This window comes from Paraburkholderia sp. RL17-381-BIF-C, assembly GCF_046026435.1.
Taxonomy (GTDB): Bacteria; Pseudomonadota; Gammaproteobacteria; order Burkholderiales; family Burkholderiaceae; genus Paraburkholderia.
The window spans coordinates 28,618-45,801 of record NZ_JARESX010000034.1 but is presented as its reverse complement, the minus strand read 5'-3'; the positions used below and the strand labels follow the sequence as shown (position 1 = coordinate 45,801).

General features: G+C 63.6%; 14 protein-coding genes. 7 read left to right on the top strand and 7 right to left on the bottom strand.

Annotated elements, in window-relative coordinates:
- Positions 1-76: 76 nt before the first annotated feature.
- Together P0D70_RS21205 and P0D70_RS21200 are read left to right on the top strand one after the other, a co-directional pair.
- Positions 77-1,219 carry a glycosyltransferase family 4 protein gene (locus P0D70_RS21205; RefSeq protein ID WP_091796599.1) on the top strand — a complete coding sequence of 381 codons (1,143 nt, stop codon included), beginning with the start codon at positions 77-79 and terminating at the stop codon, positions 1,217-1,219.
- 58 nt (positions 1,220-1,277) lie between these two features.
- Positions 1,278-2,612, top strand: a complete 1,335-nt coding sequence (locus P0D70_RS21200; protein ID WP_408185934.1) for a glycosyltransferase WbuB — start codon at positions 1,278-1,280, stop codon at positions 2,610-2,612.
- A 31-nt stretch (positions 2,613-2,643) separates the two neighbouring features.
- On the opposite strand, the gene P0D70_RS21195 is transcribed toward P0D70_RS21200, so the two are convergent.
- Positions 2,644-3,135, bottom strand: a complete 492-nt coding sequence (locus P0D70_RS21195) for a hypothetical protein (RefSeq protein ID WP_408185933.1) — start codon at positions 3,133-3,135, stop codon at positions 2,644-2,646.
- Positions 3,136-3,320: 185 nt separating this feature from the next.
- On the opposite strand from P0D70_RS21195, the gene P0D70_RS21190 reads away from it, so the two are divergent.
- A complete protein-coding gene (locus tag P0D70_RS21190; protein WP_408185932.1) occupies positions 3,321-3,941 on the top strand; it encodes a DapH/DapD/GlmU-related protein in 621 nt (206 codons plus the stop codon).
- Between the two features lie 220 nt (positions 3,942-4,161).
- Positions 4,162-5,901, top strand: coding sequence for an FAD-dependent oxidoreductase (locus P0D70_RS21185; RefSeq protein ID WP_091796595.1), 1,740 nt, complete (start codon positions 4,162-4,164; stop codon positions 5,899-5,901).
- A 143-nt stretch (positions 5,902-6,044) separates the two neighbouring features.
- Here P0D70_RS21185 and P0D70_RS21180 read toward each other — a convergent pair whose 3' ends face one another.
- Positions 6,045-7,259: a glycosyltransferase gene (locus P0D70_RS21180; RefSeq protein WP_408185931.1), complete on the bottom strand. Its 1,215-nt coding sequence runs from the start codon at positions 7,257-7,259 to the stop codon at positions 6,045-6,047.
- On the bottom strand, positions 7,256-8,749 hold the full coding sequence (locus P0D70_RS21175; RefSeq protein WP_408185930.1) for a hypothetical protein: 1,494 nt from the start codon (positions 8,747-8,749) through the stop codon (positions 7,256-7,258). The genes P0D70_RS21180 and P0D70_RS21175 overlap by 4 nt, the downstream gene beginning before the upstream one ends.
- A 344-nt stretch (positions 8,750-9,093) precedes the next feature.
- Between P0D70_RS21175 and P0D70_RS21170 the strand changes: the two genes are divergently transcribed.
- The gene (locus P0D70_RS21170) at positions 9,094-10,248 is read left to right on the top strand and encodes an acyltransferase family protein (RefSeq protein ID WP_408185929.1); all 1,155 of its coding nucleotides are present in this window, start codon (positions 9,094-9,096) and stop codon (positions 10,246-10,248) included.
- A gap of 118 nt (positions 10,249-10,366) precedes the next feature.
- Here P0D70_RS21170 and P0D70_RS21165 read toward each other — a convergent pair whose 3' ends face one another.
- Entirely contained in the window at positions 10,367-11,557 is a 1,191-nt protein-coding gene (locus P0D70_RS21165) for a glycosyltransferase (RefSeq protein WP_408185928.1), read from the bottom strand.
- A gap of 341 nt (positions 11,558-11,898) precedes the next feature.
- On the opposite strand from P0D70_RS21165, the gene P0D70_RS21160 reads away from it, so the two are divergent.
- Complete coding sequence (locus P0D70_RS21160) at positions 11,899-13,152, top strand: oligosaccharide flippase family protein (protein WP_408185927.1); 1,254 nt, start codon at positions 11,899-11,901, stop codon at positions 13,150-13,152.
- Positions 13,152-14,225 carry a glycosyltransferase family 4 protein gene (locus P0D70_RS21155; RefSeq protein WP_408185959.1) on the top strand — a complete coding sequence of 358 codons (1,074 nt, stop codon included), beginning with the start codon at positions 13,152-13,154 and terminating at the stop codon, positions 14,223-14,225. Before P0D70_RS21160 ends, P0D70_RS21155 begins: the two co-directional genes overlap by 1 nt.
- Positions 14,226-14,288: 63 nt before the next feature.
- Here P0D70_RS21155 and P0D70_RS21150 read toward each other — a convergent pair whose 3' ends face one another.
- The 3 genes from P0D70_RS21150 to P0D70_RS21140 all read right to left on the bottom strand — a co-directional run bounded on the left by P0D70_RS21150 (position 14,289) and on the right by P0D70_RS21140 (position 17,000).
- The gene (locus P0D70_RS21150; RefSeq protein WP_408185926.1) at positions 14,289-15,341 is read right to left on the bottom strand and encodes a hypothetical protein; all 1,053 of its coding nucleotides are present in this window, start codon (positions 15,339-15,341) and stop codon (positions 14,289-14,291) included.
- A gap of 271 nt (positions 15,342-15,612) precedes the next feature.
- Positions 15,613-16,215: a hypothetical protein gene (locus tag P0D70_RS21145; protein WP_408185925.1), complete on the bottom strand. Its 603-nt coding sequence runs from the start codon at positions 16,213-16,215 to the stop codon at positions 15,613-15,615.
- A gap of 437 nt (positions 16,216-16,652) precedes the next feature.
- Positions 16,653-17,000 (bottom strand): DUF6566 family protein, encoded by a 348-nt coding sequence (locus P0D70_RS21140; protein WP_408185924.1) that lies wholly within the window; start codon positions 16,998-17,000, stop codon positions 16,653-16,655.
- Positions 17,001-17,184 lie beyond the last annotated feature (184 nt).

Here is a 17,184-nt window from a genome sequence, read left to right as displayed (position 1 = left end):
ATGACTAGCTGGGGACGCTGTGCGAGCGCGGAACGCGCGATGCACGCAGGACGAATCTTCGAGGAGTGGCATAAAAATGACAGCGTCAGTCACGATCTTTCACAACGTCGTGTGGTCGCGCCACAAGGGTGTCGTGTTTTCCGCGTTGCATAACATTTCGGCTTCAGGCGCGATTCGCTATTCAATGGTGCAGATCGCCGATACGGAGCACGACCGCGTCGGGTTTTCCGACGTCGATTATTCGTTTCACCGCTATCCAATGCAGAAGCTGTTCGACGGCTGCTACGAAGACGTGCCGACCATGAAGCTGATCGCGCGCCTCACGTGGGAAGTCTTGCGCACCAAGTCGGACCTGATCGTGCTGCCGGGCTATCACCGCCCGGAATATTGGGCCATGCTCGCGGCCTGCATCGTGACCGGCAAACGGCGCGCGGTGTTCTGTGATTCGACCGCGCGCGACCGGCCCAAGAAGCTGCTGACGTCGATTCCCAAGCGCGTGTTTTTCTCGCTGTGCGACGGCTATTTCGGGTTTGGCGAGCGCAGCCGCGAGTATCTGCTCTCGCTCGGTGCGAAGCGCGAGAAGATTTTCGTGCCGTGTCAGGCGGCAGCGTTGCCGGGTTCGTTTTCGCCGGAGCGTGCGCTGGTCGAGCGGGTTGCCGCTCGCGCGGGCAATCAGCCGGTGTTTCTGTTCGTTGGGCGTCTGTCCGAAGAGAAAGGCATCGGCACGCTGATCGAGGCGCTCGCCGGATTGCGGCGGCGTGTTCCGGCGGCGAAGCTGCGCATTGTCGGCACGGGCCCAATGCGTGAAGCCTTGCATGCGAAGGTGGCCGAGCTCGAACTCGGCGACGCGGTGACATTCGTCGGCAGTCTGCAGGACGAGCCGCTTACGCAGGAGTATTACGGCGCGACCTGCATGGTGCTGCCGAGCTACAGCGAACCGTGGGGACTGGTGGTCAACGAAGCGCTCGCGCATGGTTGTCCGGCGGTGGTCAGCGAGAGTTGTGGCTGCGTGCCGGAACTGGTGATCGACGGGGTGAGCGGCTACGCGTTTACCGCGGGCGATGTCGCCGGGCTGCAGCGCACCATGCTCAAGGCAATGGAAGCGTTCGCCGATGCGGGCGGCACCGCGCGCCGGTGCATGGATGTGATTCGCCGTTTCGACCCGCCTTCCGCGGCTGCCAATATCGCCCGGGGCTGCGCGTTGATGTTGAGCGACTGAGTCGCTAACGCCCAGCCACGTCGCGCGCACGACGCCCTCACTCGCACTGGCAGTCACGATGAAGATACTGATCTACGGCATCAACTATGCGCCTGAACTGACGGGGGTGGGTAAGTACACGGCGGAAATGGCCGTGCTGCTGGCCAACCGCGGACATGAAGTGCGGGTGGTGTGCGCGCCGCCGTACTATCCGGAGTGGCGTGTCGGAGAGGGCTACGCGTCGTGGCGGTATCAGCACGAGACGCGCGACGGTGTGGCCATCTGGCGCGCGCCGCTGTGGGTGCCGTCGCGTCCGAGCGGCCTGAAGCGCATGCTGCATCTGGCGACATTCGCGGCGACCTCGTTGCCGCTGCTCGCACGGCACGTGCTCTGGCGTCCCCATGCGGTGATGCTGATCGCTCCGACCTTGATGTGCGCGCCGGGCTCGCTCATGCTCGCGCGTCTCACGCGCGCAAGCGCGTGGCTGCATATTCAGGACTACGAGGTCGATGCGGCTTTCGATCTGGGCCTGCTGAAAAGCCCACGCGCGGCTCGCACGGCACGCTGGATCGAAAGCGCGTTGCTTCGGCGCTTCGATGCGGTGTCGTCGATCACGCGGCAGATGAGCGCCCGCGCGACGGCCAAAGGCGTCGACGCATCGAAGGTGGTGTGCCTGCCAAACTGGGTCGACGTGTCGAGCATCTTCCCGCTTGGGCGGCCGAGCGAATTCCGGCGTCTCCTCGGAATTCCTGCCGAACAGAAAGTGATTCTGTACTCCGGCAACATGGGCGCGAAGCAGGGCATCGAAACGCTCGCCGATGCGGCGGTCGCGCTCGCCGCGCGCAAGGACCTCACCTTCGTGTTCTGCGGTAGCGGCGCCGCCAAAGAGAATCTGCTGGAACGCTGCTCGGGATTGACGAATTGCGTGTTCCTGCCGCTACAACCGGTCGAACGCCTGAACGAACTGCTCAATCTCGCCGATATACACGTGCTTCCGCAACGCGGCGACGCGGCGGATCTCGTCATGCCCTCCAAGCTCACCGGGATGTTCGCAAGCGGGCGCGCGACCATTGCGATGGCGCGCCGTGGCACGGCGCTCTACGAAGCCGTGGCGCCACGCGGCGTGGTCGTGCCGCCAGACGACGTGAAGGCGCTGGCCGCGGCGATCACGGTGCTCGCCAGCGACGCGGAACGACGCACTGCGCTCGGCAAAGCCGCGCGCAATTATGCGGAGCGCGCGCTCTCGCCGGAGTCGACGATTCGCACCTTCGAAGAACGGCTCGCGGTGCTGTTGCGTAAGTCGGGAGGAAAACAATCGAAAGGCGCGGCATCCCCAGTCGGCCCGCGCGCTTCAGGTGGATCCGGCCGGCGTCGGCACAAGCCGGCGACGGCGGAGGAAGCCGCGCCGGATTGATCCGGACCGCGGCCTCATCATGAAGCTGATTTCACCACGGAGAACGGTAGACGCCGCGTTTGCCCGACGTGTAGGGATCGGCATAGGTGGTTTTCGCGGTGCCGTCCGCCGCCAGCGCGTTGGCAGCCGGATTCGGACGACCCGGCTGGCCCGCTACACGCACCGGGCCGTTGGCCGCGGCGGGCGCCTTGCGCTGGCCCTTGCCGATCGCCGGTTGCGCACCCTGCCCCCCACCCAGCACGGTCATGCGTTGCGTATCGAGCAACGCGGCGCGCTGGGCGTCGTCGGTATTGCCTTGCATGTTGTCCGTGCCGTAGGGATTCGGCGAGCCGAGCAACGCCTTCTCGCTGTCGCGGTGCGCGGCGCGCCGGTTGGCGGGAAGCTGAGCATTGACACCGTAGGCGTTGACCGCGGTCGCGGCGGGAGCGGGTTCGGGCGCGGCCTTCTGCGCGAAAGCCGGCATCGCGCACGATCCGATCGCGAGAAGCATCCAGGTAGCGGTGTGTCGAAGCGAGGTGTTCATCTTGTTCCCCAAGGAGTTGCGGTCGGGATAAAGCTATCGTGCGCCAACCAGTACGCGTGTAGCCGCCAAAACGCTTGCCGGCACGGCCACAGTGAAAAGTCCCGCAAGGCGCCGCAACATAATGTAAAGAATTTGCCTGGCATGCCTGCGTATGTTTACCACTGTTCGTGGTTCGGAGAAAGCTGATGGGTAACATTGCCGACAATCCCCATATCGGCCGCATGCCGCAGGCTGATGCTGTGCGCGAAGACGGTCGCGTCATCGAGCTGGCGCAGGCCGGCAAAGGAAACTATCAGGCGCGGCGCGGCGCGCTGATCGAACTGATCTGGTTCGTGCTCGAAGCCTGCGTGATCAACAACAAGCTGCTGCCGTTTTCCGGTGTGCGCGTCGCCTTGCTGCGGCTGTTCGGCGCGAAGATCGGTACAGGTTGCCGGTTCGTGCATCCGGTGCGCGTGAAGGCGCCGTGGAATCTCGAGGTGGGCGACAACTGCTGGTTCGGTGTCGATGTCTGGATCTACAACCAGACGCTGATTCGCATCGGCTCGAACGTGTGCATCTCTCAAGGCACGTTCCTCACCGCCGGCTCACACGACATGAGCACCACGATGGATCTGCACGTTGCACCGATCATCATCGAGGACGGCGTCTGGATCACGTCGAAATGCGTGGTGCAAATGGGCGTGACGATTGGCCGTTCGGCGGTCGTGACGCCTTTGTCGGTCGTGCATCGGTCGCTGGACGCCGAGGGCGTGTACGGTGGAAATCCGTGCCGCTTCATCAGGAAACGGTTCGACTCCGTGACCTGACCCACAGACATAGAACCACAGCGTTCGTACGCTGAGGAGGCCGAGGTCGCAGTGCCGGAATGTGGGCTGCCGCAAGGGATTGTCGCGCGATAGGGTGAGCGGCACCCGAGGCGGCACGCCTGCAGAGCCCGGTTGCGACGTTTGCGTAGCATGGTTGCCGGCCGTGGCCGGCGAACCGTGACGCGCTCAAGAAATGCGTGAAGAAGATCGGGAGTAGGGGATGTTCATCGATACGCGTACTGTTGAACAAAACACGGTTGTTGAAACGACGGTCTGCATCATCGGTGCAGGCGTTGCCGGAATTACGCTTGCGCTCGAAATGTCCAGGGCGGGTATCGACGCCTGCGTGCTCGAAAGCGGTGGCTTCGGGCCTGACGACGCAACCCGCGACCTGTATCGCGGCGAGAACGTCGGGCTTCCCTATACGTTCGCGGACGGCTCGCGCAGCCGGTACTTTGGCGGCAGCAGCAACTGCTGGGGCGGCTGGTGCCGCCCGCTCGACCCCTGGGACTTCGAAAAGCGCGACTGGATCGCGCACAGCGGCTGGCCGTTCGGTCTGGACGAACTGGCGCCCTACTATGCGCGCACGCATGAGCTGCTGAAGCTCGGTCCGCAGAATTTCGACCCCGCTTACTGGGAGCGCGAGATCGGGCGCCAGGATGTGCGCCGTCTGCCGCTCGCCACCGGCGATATGCGTGACACCGTCGCGCAGTTCAGCCCGCCGGTGCGCTTTGGCAAGACGTATCGCGAGGAACTGTCGCACTCCACGAGGGTGCGCGTGTTCCTCCACGCAAACGTGCTCAATATCGACGCCGACGCACAAGGCACGACGATTTCGAGGGTGAAAGTGGGCACGATCAGCGGCCGCCGAATTTCGGTGACCGCGAGGATTTTCGTGCTGGCTACAGGTGGCATCGAAAACGCGCGCCTGCTGCTCGCGTCGAATAATGTGCAGGCCGCCGGCCTCGGCAATGCCAACGATCTGGTCGGCCGCTACTTCATGGACCATCCGCGCATGATGTCGGGCAAAGTGCGCTTTCGTCCGGGCGTCGCGCGCAACAAGCTATACGACATCAAGTATCACTATCAGAATGCGGCGGTGTCGGCGCACGGTACGAAGATCTCGTCCCAGTTCGCGCCAAAGCAGGAGTGGATGGAGCGCGAGAAACTGCTGAATTCGCGTGTCTGGCTCTACTCGAAATGGTACGGCGAAGGCAGTGCGGGCTCCGAGGCGCTGATCCGCTTCAAGGAAGCGTTGATGGGCAAGGACCAGCCGGGTCGCAGCCTGAAGCGCGACATCGAGACGATGATTTCGCACCCGCTGCATACCGTCGGCTTCGGTTTGACGCGGCTGTTGCAATGGCCCGCGCTGATCACGGACGTCACGCTGCAGGCGATCGTCGAAGCGGTGCCCGATCCGGATAGCCGCGTGACGTTGTCGACCGATAAGCGCGACCATTTCGGCATGCCGCGCGTGCGCGTGGAGTGGCGCCTCGGCGAACAGGTGCAGCGCACTTTCGATAAGACGTTCCAGTTGCTCGCGCAGGAATTGCAGATGGCAAACGTCGCGGACGTCACGCTCGACGAGCCGCTCGAAGGCCGGACGTGGCCGGTGAAACTCGAAGGCACGTGGCACCACATGGGCACCACGCGCATGCACGATTCGCCGCGCGAGGGCGTGGTCGATCGCGATTGCAAGGTGCATGGCATGAGCAATCTGTACATTGGCGGCAGCTCGGTGTTTCCGACCGTCGGCGCCAATTTCCCGACCATCACGATTGCCGCGCTGTCGCTGCGCCTCGCCGGTCATCTGAAGCGGCAACTCGATTTGCCGGATCTCGTCGGCACGAGCCGCGTCGACGCCGCGAACAGCGCCAGCATGTCGCTTCAGTCGCAGTCTCAGGTCGATACGTTGCCGATCGCGGCATCGACCTTGACGCCGTTGATGAAGGAGCAGTGAACGCGCAATGAAGACGAGGGAAAAATGGCGCGCCCCTGGCGCGCCATTTTCAATTCAGGTTGGGACTTTGTGCGCTGTAGTGTCGCGATGTCATGAGCCAGGCGCGTGCGCGTACTGCGCGCCGCGTGACTGGCCCCGCGCGTTCAGCGGCTTTGCTGGGTGGCTTCGCGCAGTGTGGTGAGCGTGTTGTCACGCACGTCTTCGTGGCGGCCCTTGGATTCGAGCAGGGCGGTCAGTGCGCTGACCATGGTCTCGACCCGGAAACGCGCATTGAATGTGCGAGCCGCCTGCGCGCGCATCGCCTCGCGAGCGGTGTCGTCGAGTTCGAGCCAGCGTATGAGATTCTTTTCCGTACCGTCGACCGTATCCGCGGCCACCAGCCCCGCACCGTCTGCTTCGATCTCGCGCCACACATTGACCTTGTCGGAGATCAGCGCCGGTAGGCCGCAGCCGAGCGCCTCCGCCACCGCCACGCCGAAATTCTCCTGATGCGACGGCAAAATGAACACATCGCTCGCATGAAAAGCACCCCACTTCAGGTCGCCTTGCAGCATCCCCGGCAGACTCACACGATGCGCGACACCGGCCGCCTGCGCCTGAGTGCGCAGTGTCGTGGCCCAGCCGGTTTCGTCCGGACCGGCAATGACGAGGTGCAGCGTTTGATCGCGGCTGGCAATGCGCGCGAATGCGTCGATCAGCAGATCGCAGCCTTTTTTCGCATGCACGCGGCCGAGAAACAGCACGATGCGCTTCCCGCGCAAGCTGGGGATGGCCTGCAGGAATGCTTCGCGCAGCGGCGCGGCTTCGAGTTGCGGCACCGCCGTGCCGAACGGCACGATGCGTTCGTGCGCCCGGTACAGCCAGAACGATTGGCGCGCTCGCGTGCGTTCTTCTTCCGTCGTGAAGATGACGGCGCGCGCATCGCGCAACACGCGATACTCGGCCCACGGCCAGTACAGCCACTTCTTCAGATGCTTGAGCGGGTAGGCCTCTTTGAACCACGGGTCCAGCATGCCGTGTACATATACGTAATACGGCACCTCGCTGTTGTGCAGGACTTTCCAGGCCGCGAAGCCGTGGTATTGCCACAAGCCGTGGACGATCACCGCGTCGAAGCGCTTCGCGTTGGCGGCAAGCCAGGGCGCGAGGCGCTCGCTGAAGCTGTAGCGGCCGCGGGTCGGGCCGAAGGCGTGGACCGGGAACGGGAAAGCCGCGAGGTAGGCCTCGCTGGGCGCATCGCACGTCGCCACTTCGATCTCGTGCCCGGCTTCCTGCATGGCCACGCCGCTGCGGCGCACGCCTTCAACGGGACCGCCGGCGCGTGGGTCGACGCTTGCAAGCAGGTGGAGGATTTTCATCGAATGATACCGGGTCGGTTGGAGCGGTGCCTCTGCGGCGTGTGCGGGACGAGCGCGCCGTACTGGCGGGAGTCGGTGCCGGTATTGGCTGTGCTCGACATGCCGAGCGTGGCCGGGAGGTCGGCGCGGCCCATACCGGGTTGGATTCGGCCGGGCAGTTCGGGCATTGCCTCCGCCCGTACAGACGGCGGACGGTGCAAGCGTCGCGCGCGAGCCGGCAGCGCGCGCTGCAAGCGCGCGTGAGTGGCGATCATCAAGCCGAGCGCGACGCCGAATATCAGGCCGGAAAAACGCGGGCCGAGCGGATTGCCGCCGATCGACGTGGCCGGCAACGCGGCAAACAGCATGATGGCGCGCCCGAGCACCGGCAACATCGGCGCGTCGGGCACGACAGAGCGCCAGTAGCGATACGAAAAGAAGCAGATCGCCAGCGCCGCGAGCGTGACCAACGGCATGGCGAGGCCGAACAGCAGGCCGCCCGCGAAGAACTGATAGACCCAGAAATTGTGTCCCGCGGCCCACTCGCTGATTGCGTAGAAGTCTTTCTCGCTGATCTGACCGGCGAGGTCAGGCAGATAGACCGGTGAGTAGCGATAGTAGTGACCGTAGCCTTCGCCGAATAGCAGCGTCTCCGGTTCCGCCGTCACCTGGTCGTACTGGTCTCGCATTTCCGCGAGACGCGTGACGGTGGTCGGATCCTTGCCGGAGCGGGTCTCTTCGGAGAAGAAAATGCGCTGCGTCCAGTGCTCGGCGACGGTCGGGAAACTCAGCGCCGCAACGCCGGCCGCGCCGGCGAGCACGGCACTGATAATGATCGTGCGGCTCATCGCGCGCCAGATATGGCGGATAGACGGCGCGCTGAGCGCCATGGCGATCAGGAACAGCAGCACGGTTCCGATCATCGCGCTGCGGGTCACACTGAGCAGCTCGATGACAACGCTCAGGGCGAACACCGACACGGTGAAAAAGGAAAAACGCTTCGCCACGATAAATTCGTGGAGCAACACGCCTTGCAAACCGAGCAAGGTCACGGAAAGGATGCGGAAGCGCACGTCGTCGAGACCGCCGCCGGTCGCCATGCCGTAGACCAGGGTGAACACGAGGCTGATGACGTTGGCGACGAACAGGGCTTTTTCGAACTGGGCGATGCGGAATTCGCTCCACGGGCGACATGCCACGAGATAGCCCAGCATGAAGAGGACGAATGGCAACAGCACGCGCAAGTAGTTGCCGGTGTCGTTATCCTGAACCAGTTGCGCGACGATGCTGCCGAACACGCACAGCATCACACTCCACGTCACGGCCGAGCGTAGCCGCGAACGTTCGCGAAAGCGCGGCGCGATGAGAAGGAGCGCAATGCCCGCGGCGATCGCCGGAAGGACGAAGATGAACTGCGCGAAGTGGCCGGTATTCGCGTCGGTCGCCTTATAGTCGAACGCAAGCGGTAGCAGAAAAATCCATATCCAGGGCGTTGCATACTGATGGCGCATTACTGATTCCTCCCCGTCGCCTTCGATCCGCCGTCGGTCTATAGCGGACGGTCTCGCATCGGGTTATTTTGAAGGAATCTCCCGCGCTGTTAGTTGGCTGGACCGCATTCGTCGAGCATTGCCTGGGTTCTGGCGTCGGCGGAAAGCGCATGCTCTGCAAGACGCGCGCAAACTTGCGTATCTTGTCGGCCAATGCCTTGAAGTTGGCGCGCACGCACGCTTGCCGACACCGAAGATGCAAAAAGGGCCACGCGCCCGTGAACGACGACAGCGACCATCTTGCATGGGATCAGAGTAGGGCTAAAAGCGCTAAAGCGCCAACTTTGGTCGACAGGGGGAACAACATGAAATTATTCGGCGGGGCGGGACCCACAACAGCCGGGCGGGCGGTCGAGTTGGACTTCGTGCGCGGCATCGCCATCATCATGGTGATGGGCTTTCACTTTCATGCTGTTCACACCGGCAATTACCTCATTCAGATTATTGAGTACCCGCTGAAGAATTTCGGCCGCGAAGGCGTGAATCTGTTCTTCACGCTCAGCGGTTTTCTGGTGGGTGGCCTGCTGCTTCGACAGTACGCCGAGACCGGGCACGTCGACGCACGGCGCTTTATCATCCGGCGGATTTTCCGCATCTGGCCCGCGTATTACGTGCTGATCGTCTTTCATGTGCTGGCCGGACGCCACCCGTGGAATTCCTTCCTGATCCAGAACCTGACCCACTTGCAGAACTATCTGGGCACCTCGATTACGCAGACGTGGAGCCTTGCCGTCGAAGAACACTTCTATCTGGTGCTGCCCGCGCTTCTGCTTCTGTTCGCGCGCTGGCGTCTCGGCGCCTGGACGATCGTCAGCGTGCTCACCGGCATCTGCGCAATAGTGCTCACCGCGCGCTGTTTCGCCGTGGCGGGCGGCAACCTCGAGGCGGCTTTCGCGTACACGCAATACCGGATCGACAGTTTGCTGGTCGGCGTGATTCTTTCCGCGATCTACTGGATGAAACCCGGCGTCTACCATCAACTCGCGAAGCGTAAGTGGCTGCTGATTTTCAGCGTCGTCCTGCTTTGCGCATGGCTCGCCTTCGCAACGAAGAATCTCGCACTGGATGAAAGCATCGGCTATACGATCCAGGCGATCGGATTCGCCGCGCTGATCGTGCTGGTGCTGGAGTACTCCGGGTCGCTGCGTCAATCGTGGCTGTATCGCGGCGTCGCGTGGATCGGTCTTTATTCGTACGGTATTTACTTGTGGCATTCGCTCGCGCTCGCGCCCGGCGACATGCTGATTCGCAAAGCGACCGCGTTGGGTCTTGCGCCGAGCCTAATCTGGGTTGTCGCGCTTGCGGCGCAGTTTGCGATTGCGATTACTATCGGCTACGTGACCACGCGCGCCATCGAGTACCCGTTCCTGCTGATGCGCAACGCGCTGTTCCCGGAAAGGCGCAGCAGTTCGGTGCGCGAGCAGGTGCCTGCCGCCGCGGCGGGTGGCCAGTTGTCCTGAGCAGGGGGAAATGCGGCCGGTTACGCGTGTATCCGGCCAATTAACAGATGCCACAAATGGAGAGGCGTCCATCGTATTGACGGACGCCTCTTGTTTCTTAAAGACTTCTGCTGTGCAGTCAGGCCATTTGTTGCAGCAAGGTCTGCTTGAACTGTCCAAGCGTATGCCGTGACAACAGATCTTCACGCGCGCCCGGTACGGTTTCAGGCGCGTGCGGCCAGGAGGTCATCGTCTCGGTGATCGCACGGCCGATCGACGCGGAACTCAGGTCGCTCAGGATCGGCCCCAACTCGCAACGCCGGCTGAACCAGCCGATCAAACCGTCTTCCGTCGCGATGACGGGTTTGCCGAAGCGGTACGCCTGCACCAGCACGCCGCTCATGCCGTAGTGCCCCTTATAGCCGAGCCAGACCGCGTCGCACGCGGAGAACAGGTCGCGCTCCGTATCATTGGAAATGAATGTGTCGAGCACCAGCGGTGCAGGCTTGAGGCTGCGCACATGGTTGCGCATGAAGTGGCGCGTGCCCGCGTCCTGCTCGCCGGCGACGATCAACGTGGGGGCATGTTCGAGTCGCGTGAGCGCATGAACCAGTTCGTAGATGCCCTTGCGTTCCGTGATCGCGCCGTACACCAGCAAATAGCGTTGTTCGGGATCGAGCCCCAGACGGTTGCGGGCCAGCGCCGGGTCCTCCGCCTGCTCATCGGGGAACGGGTCGGCCACATAGGCGATGGCCGCGCTGTGTTTCCACGCGTTATGGGCCGCCCATTCGGGCAGCGTGGGGTCGATCGTCAGCAGCGTGCGCAGGCCGGCGGTGCGGATCGCGCGCTTGAATAGCTGCGACTTGACCGCATTGACGAGCGGACGATCGGGCGCCTTGATGCCGACCTTGTGGTGATGAAACGTCGCGCGCATCGTGATGCCGATCCACGGCGTGTCGCCGAATGGCGAGCCGAGAAACGGCAGCGAATAAAAGAAGTAATCGACGTAAGGCACCACCACGAGACGGATGGACTGCATGCGGCTGATGATCGTGTACACGCGCTTGAAGTAGCGGTGAAAGCGCCAGTATTCGTTGGGCTCGCGCAGGCGGCTGCGCGGCCGCTCCTCGGGATCGACGAAAGCGATCTGCTGGTCCGGGCGGTTGGCGGCGGTGATTTGCCGCGCGAGCCGGTGGTCTTCGTTCGCGCATTCGGTCACGAGCATGCACGGATAGCCGGCCTCCGCGCAGGCCTGCATGGTCCACTCGACATAGCGCCAGCGGTGCCCGGTCAGATTCGGTTCCACAATCAGGACGTAGTCTTGTTCCATTGCGTCGGCAGCCATTTACGTTGGGTGAAAAAGTGCTCGTGCGCCTGTTCCTGAGCGGCGTCGGCTGAGCAACGTTAGCACCGCCGGAATGGGTAGAAGCACTAATTTGACCCGCTTTGTTAGTTAACGTACTAGGGGGTGTTGGCCGCGGCGGAACCCGCCTAGCTGATGGCGGTTGTCGGCGATTCTCTCGCGGTATGGTCGTGCATGGAATTCGATGAAAAACTTCGCCAGCTTGCTGGTGCAATCTAACTGATTATGCGCCGGCGGCGTTCGCAGCGATGCGTGAAATCGCTGTGCGTGGCCGATTCACCGGCGCTGCGATTCGACGGAGAGATAGCTTGCGGGCGATCAGGCTTCCGGCGTTCTCGATGGCGGGCAGCTTCGGCGCGAGTGCGGCGACGTGGGTCCTGCTGCAACAGTTCGCTGTGCGTGGACTTGTAGCGATCAAATTTCTTGCGATCGGGCGCATGCTCGGGCCGGCGGCGATCGGCAGCGTGAGCGTGGCTTTGCTCGCGGTGGCGATTGCCGAGGCGTTGTCCGACACCGGGCTGGCGCAAGCGGTCATTCAAGGCGAACATCCGCCGTCGCGCTCGCAACTCGGCGCGCTGTGGACGACATTGACGGCGCGAGGCGTGCTCATCTCGCTGCTGCTGGTCGCGCTCGCCCCATTGCTGAGCGATCAGTTTCACCTGAACGGCTCGTTGGTATTGATCCAGCTCGCCGCGCTGTTGCCTTTGCTGCGCGGGCTGGCTTCGCCTGCTTATTACGTGGTGCAGCGCGAGCGGCGGTTCCAGCACATCGCCGGGGTGGAGGTGGCGGCGGCGTTCGTCGATTGCTCGGTCGGGCTCGTGCTCGCGTATTTCGGCGCGGGCGCTGCGTCCGTGCTGCTCGGCCTCGTGGCAGGCGAAAGCCTGAAGAGCACGCTGACCTGGGCGACCATGAAACCGCGCCCGCCGATCCGCGCCGTGTGGTCGGGCATCGGCCACTATGTCGGCTTCAGCCGCTGGATCTGGGCCAGCAGCGTGATCAACCTGCTGCTCAACCAGTTCGACAAGGTGGTGGTCGGCAAGCTGCTCGGGCCGGCTCAACTGGGCAGCTATCAGATGTCGTCGCGGCTCGCACAGATGCTGCTCGCGGACGCCGCGATCGCCATGTCGCAATACCTGTTCCCCACGTTCGCGGCGCATTACCGGCGCAATCCGCAGTCGGCGGCGCGCGTCATCAAGATCTATCTGCTGGCGGTCGCGATCGGGCTCACCGGTTTCGTCGCGCTGCTGAGGCTGGTCGCCGAGCCGCTCTTCTCGCTGGTTCTCGGCGCGGCGTGGCTGCCGGCGGTGCCGCTCTTCAAAATCCTCGTGATCAACATGGCGATCGGTGCGTTGATCGCGGTACTGGTGGCTTATCTGCGCGCAGTGGGCGACGCGAAAGCCACCGTGCACGCATCGGCGATCCAGGTCGTGGTGCTGCTGCTGAGCGCGCCTCCCGCCGTTCACTGGTGGGGCGTGACGGGCATTGCCTGGTCCATGACGCTCGGCCTCGGCTGCGCCGCCGCGTGGATGCTGTTCAGGACGTTGACAACGAGGACCCCATGATGCGCGTATTTCATCTGGTCCTTGCACCGCGCCTGTCGGGGGCCGAAGTCCTGGCGAAAGACCTCGCGCTCGATCAGTGCGCCGAGGGCATGGCGGTGTGCGTGGCTTCGCTGTTGCCGGCGCATGCGGAATTCGCGCCCCTGCAGGACGAATTGGAGCGCCATGGCGTGGAGTGCGTATTTCCGCAGCGGCGGCATCGCGCGCTCATCAAGCTATGTCATCTGTTCGCCGCGGTGCGGCGCTTTCGCCCGGATGTGATTTTTGCGCACGCGACCATTCCGTCGTTCTACGCGCGTGCGTTGCCGCTGCGCGTGCCGGTGGTGTACGTCATGCATTCGGCGACCAACGACTTCGAGCGCCCGCTGTTCAGGCGCGTCGAGCATATCCTCTCGGGACGTGCCCGCGTGGTGATCGGCGTTTCCGAGCAGGGCGTGACGGACTACGTGCAGGCCATCGGGCCGCATCCATCCATGACCGTGGTGCCGAACGGCGTGGACCTCGAACGCTTTTCGTTCACTGACGGCGCGGAGCGCGACGGCCGCACGGCGCAGGTGGTGCAGATCGGCCGGTACGCGGCCGTGAAGAATCAACTGGCGACGTTGCGGGCTTTCAGCGAAGTACTCAGGCGGGGGAAAGACGCGCGTCTCGTGCTGTACGGCGTGGTCGAAGACCCGGACTATCAACGCGCGGTCATTGCGCTGGCGAAAACGCTTGGCATTGCGGAACGCGTCGTGGTCGCGGGCCCGCGCACCGACGTCGCGACTGTGCTGTCCGAGTCGAATGTGTTCGTCATGCCGTCGGAATCCGAGGCACACAGTGTGGCATTTCTCGAGGCGTTGGCCTCCGGCGTGCCGATCGTGGCGAGCAAAATTCCGGCCTTCGCCTTCGCGAACGGCTTTCCGGGTGTCCAGCTGATCGATACGGACAGTGTGCAGTGCTACGCCGACGCAGTGATTGCCGCGTTGGGGCAGGAGCGGGCGCAACGTTCGCTGACTGGCTTGACGCTCAGGGATACCGCCGACCGTTATCGCGCGATCGCGCGTCAGGTAAGCCTTGCCGTGTCGGCCCGTTAGGGCGCGTCACCCGCAAGCGTTCGTCGTCGTTGGTTCATGACCGGCTTGCAACTGACTGTGCCATCAGTGATGGCTGGTGAGGTCGCGTGTGTCGGGTACCGACTCGGGCGCGGGCTCCGCGGCCGGCGGCATCTGGAGTTCAGTCTCGCGCTGCGCAAGCGTGACAAGACGCTGAGCTTCCTTGCTGCTGGAATCGATCTGCAGCGCGGTGCCGGCATTGTGCGAGACACACGTCCATCGCGCGATATATCCGCAGCCTCGCGCGAGACTCAGTAACGCATCGCGTTGCTGTTCGCGCGCGCTCAGCGTCGAGCGTATATTCAACGCGTCGCGATTATCCGGTTGCGCGGCAATCGCTGCCGCGAGGCGCGCTTTGGTTGCCGATAAATTGTTCTCCTGAAGATTGGCGCGCGCGGCGCGCAGATGCCGGGACACGTCCGCGCGTACCTTATCCGGTGGCTTGCCTGACTGGCCGCCCGAATCGCTTTTCGCGCCGGGCTCAACGGATGCGACGCGGCGCGCGAGCGGCGGTGAAGCGGCCGGTGGCGGAATCGGTGGCGAGCGCGCCGGCGCGGGCCGAAGCGCGGCGACCGTCGTAGGTTTCTGTGCGGCCACGGTCGCCACGGGTTTCTGCGGGAGAGCGGCAACGGGCTGCTGCGCGAGGGCGGCAACGGGCTTCTGCGGGAGCGTGACCACGGGCTTCTGCGCGAGAGCGGTAACGGGCTTCTGCGGGGCAGCGGCAACGGGTTTCTGCGGGACAGCGACAACGGGTTTCTGCGCGAGGATGGTCGCGGGTTTCTGAGGCAGGGCGGTCGCGGATCGCTGAGCGCCCGCCGGCGCGGACTTCTGGGGCAAGACGGCAAGCGGCGCGACACTCTGTGTCTGCACCTTGCCGGAGACCGCGATAGGCGTGCCGACCTTCGAGTCGTTGCTACGGATGAACCCCAGATACACCGCGGACGTCACCACCAGCACCGACGCGGCCAGCACGAGTGGCTGGCGCAACCGTTGATACGTGGGCACCGCGACGACGGGTTTCTCGACGAACTCATAAGGATTGACCAGCGCGCGCGAGGACGGACTCCAGATCTTGCGGATGGGCAGTCGGCTGTCCACCAGCGGCTGTGAGTCGTTCAGCGGCTCGTGTAACGGGACTTGCAGGGAAGAACGCGGGGCAGCGCGCGCGCCGAGCGACTCGTGCGGCCACTGATGACACGAAGGACAAGGCGTGAAGCGACCTGCTAGCGGGACACCGCAGTGTCCGCATCGGGATGGATCGTGCTGATCGGAGGTCAAGTCGCTAAGCATCGCCGTGTCGCAAAGGGGCGTCGAATGCCGGCGCCACAATCAGAAAAACAAGGCACCGTAACGAAGCTTGCAAGCAAGGTTACTGTGCGACTACGTAACCCCGCGCTTGCATGCACGCGCCATACGCGGCCCAATACTGTGTCATTGGCGGCTCGGGCGCCGGCAGAGGCGGCAGCTTCACACCGGATGCCGCAGCCACCTGGGCCGCACTCGCAGCCGCCGTTTCCGAGGCGCCGTTTTCCGCGCTTGTCGCAGATGTCGCCGATGCCGCCGTAGTCGTGGTTCCCGCCACCGGAGCGCTCGCCGCCTTGGGCGCCGAAGCACCTTTGGTCGGCGCCGTAGCAGCCGTGGTAGCGGCGGGCGCGCTTGCGCCTGCTGCGGCGGCCGCGGCCGGCATGCTGGCGCCAATCGGCGCGCTCGAGAAACTGCTGGAAGGCAATGGCGGTCGCGACGGCACACCCGTCGACGAGGTCTTGGTGGCAGCCGGCTTGCGTGGCGGAATCTGCGGTTCCCGGGTGATGTTGACCTTGGTCTGCTTGTTCGCCGCCGCGTAACACGTTGCGTTGTCGATACTGCGCTGGTAAGGGCTTTGACTTCGAATCGGATAGGTGAGCGGCTGCCATGCGAAGGCAGCACTGCTACACACCACTAGCGTCAGTACGGTATATGTTTTGATTTGCATCGCAGTCGCTCCCGCAGCGATGTTTCGCCTGTCGTAGGCAATCGCGCTTCGCGGTATGTTCTGATAGCTGCTGATTTTGCCGCTGAACGGCGGCTCACTGCCGCGAAGGCTGCTTTCCTGAGCGTAACACCGTGTATTGTCGACGCAATACACTGCCATAGCGCGCGAAACCGCCATCCTGCAGTCGAATCAAGACACGTCGGCGCGAATTGGCGGGAAAGTCAGGGCTATCCCTGGGCATGCCGGCTGTGCCGGGAGCGGCGGGCTAGTCGAAGCGGGCGTCGTCAAACCCGGGAAATTCCTGTTCTGGCGGCGCATGATGACCAACCTTACCTGGCTTGTCGTGGCTGACGGAAGGCGGGCGCGTGTCTTCAGCGCGCCCGGTCTCTCGCCCGCTACGCAAGCCTACCGGGAACGATGTTCCGTCCCTGTGGTTGCTATGGGGTGGGCTTGGCGCTGCGCGATTGCTCGACGTCACGGAACCAGGTTTCCGCTCGGGAGCGCTCGGCAACGCTGGAGTGGGGTTGTCGCGCATTCAAGTCTTGATCGACGAACCGGTAAGCCCATTCGACCCCGTCTCTCGTGGCTTCCTCTTCAGTCAGCCATTCCGGTTGGGTCGTCATCGGACGGTCGTAGACTGCGGCTCCCGCGCCTCGGCTGACGCTCACACTCGCAACCCAGGCGCCGCGCTCGTTAAGTTCAGGCCGCACCACGATTTCAAACTCGCCGTAAGAAACTGTGCATGTTGGCATCGTTTTCTCCTTTGCAGCGTTCGTGATCGACATCCGCCCGCATTCAGCGCGCATGCTTCTCATAAGAATCCATCATGCCGTAATTCCACCATGCCGACAGCGGGATATTCAGCCTGAACAGCAAAGCGCCGCGCGCATGCCGTCAATCGCTCTCATCGGCGAAGCCCAGCTTCACTTGGGCATGACTTGCTCGTAGACTTCAAGACGAGAAGCTGAA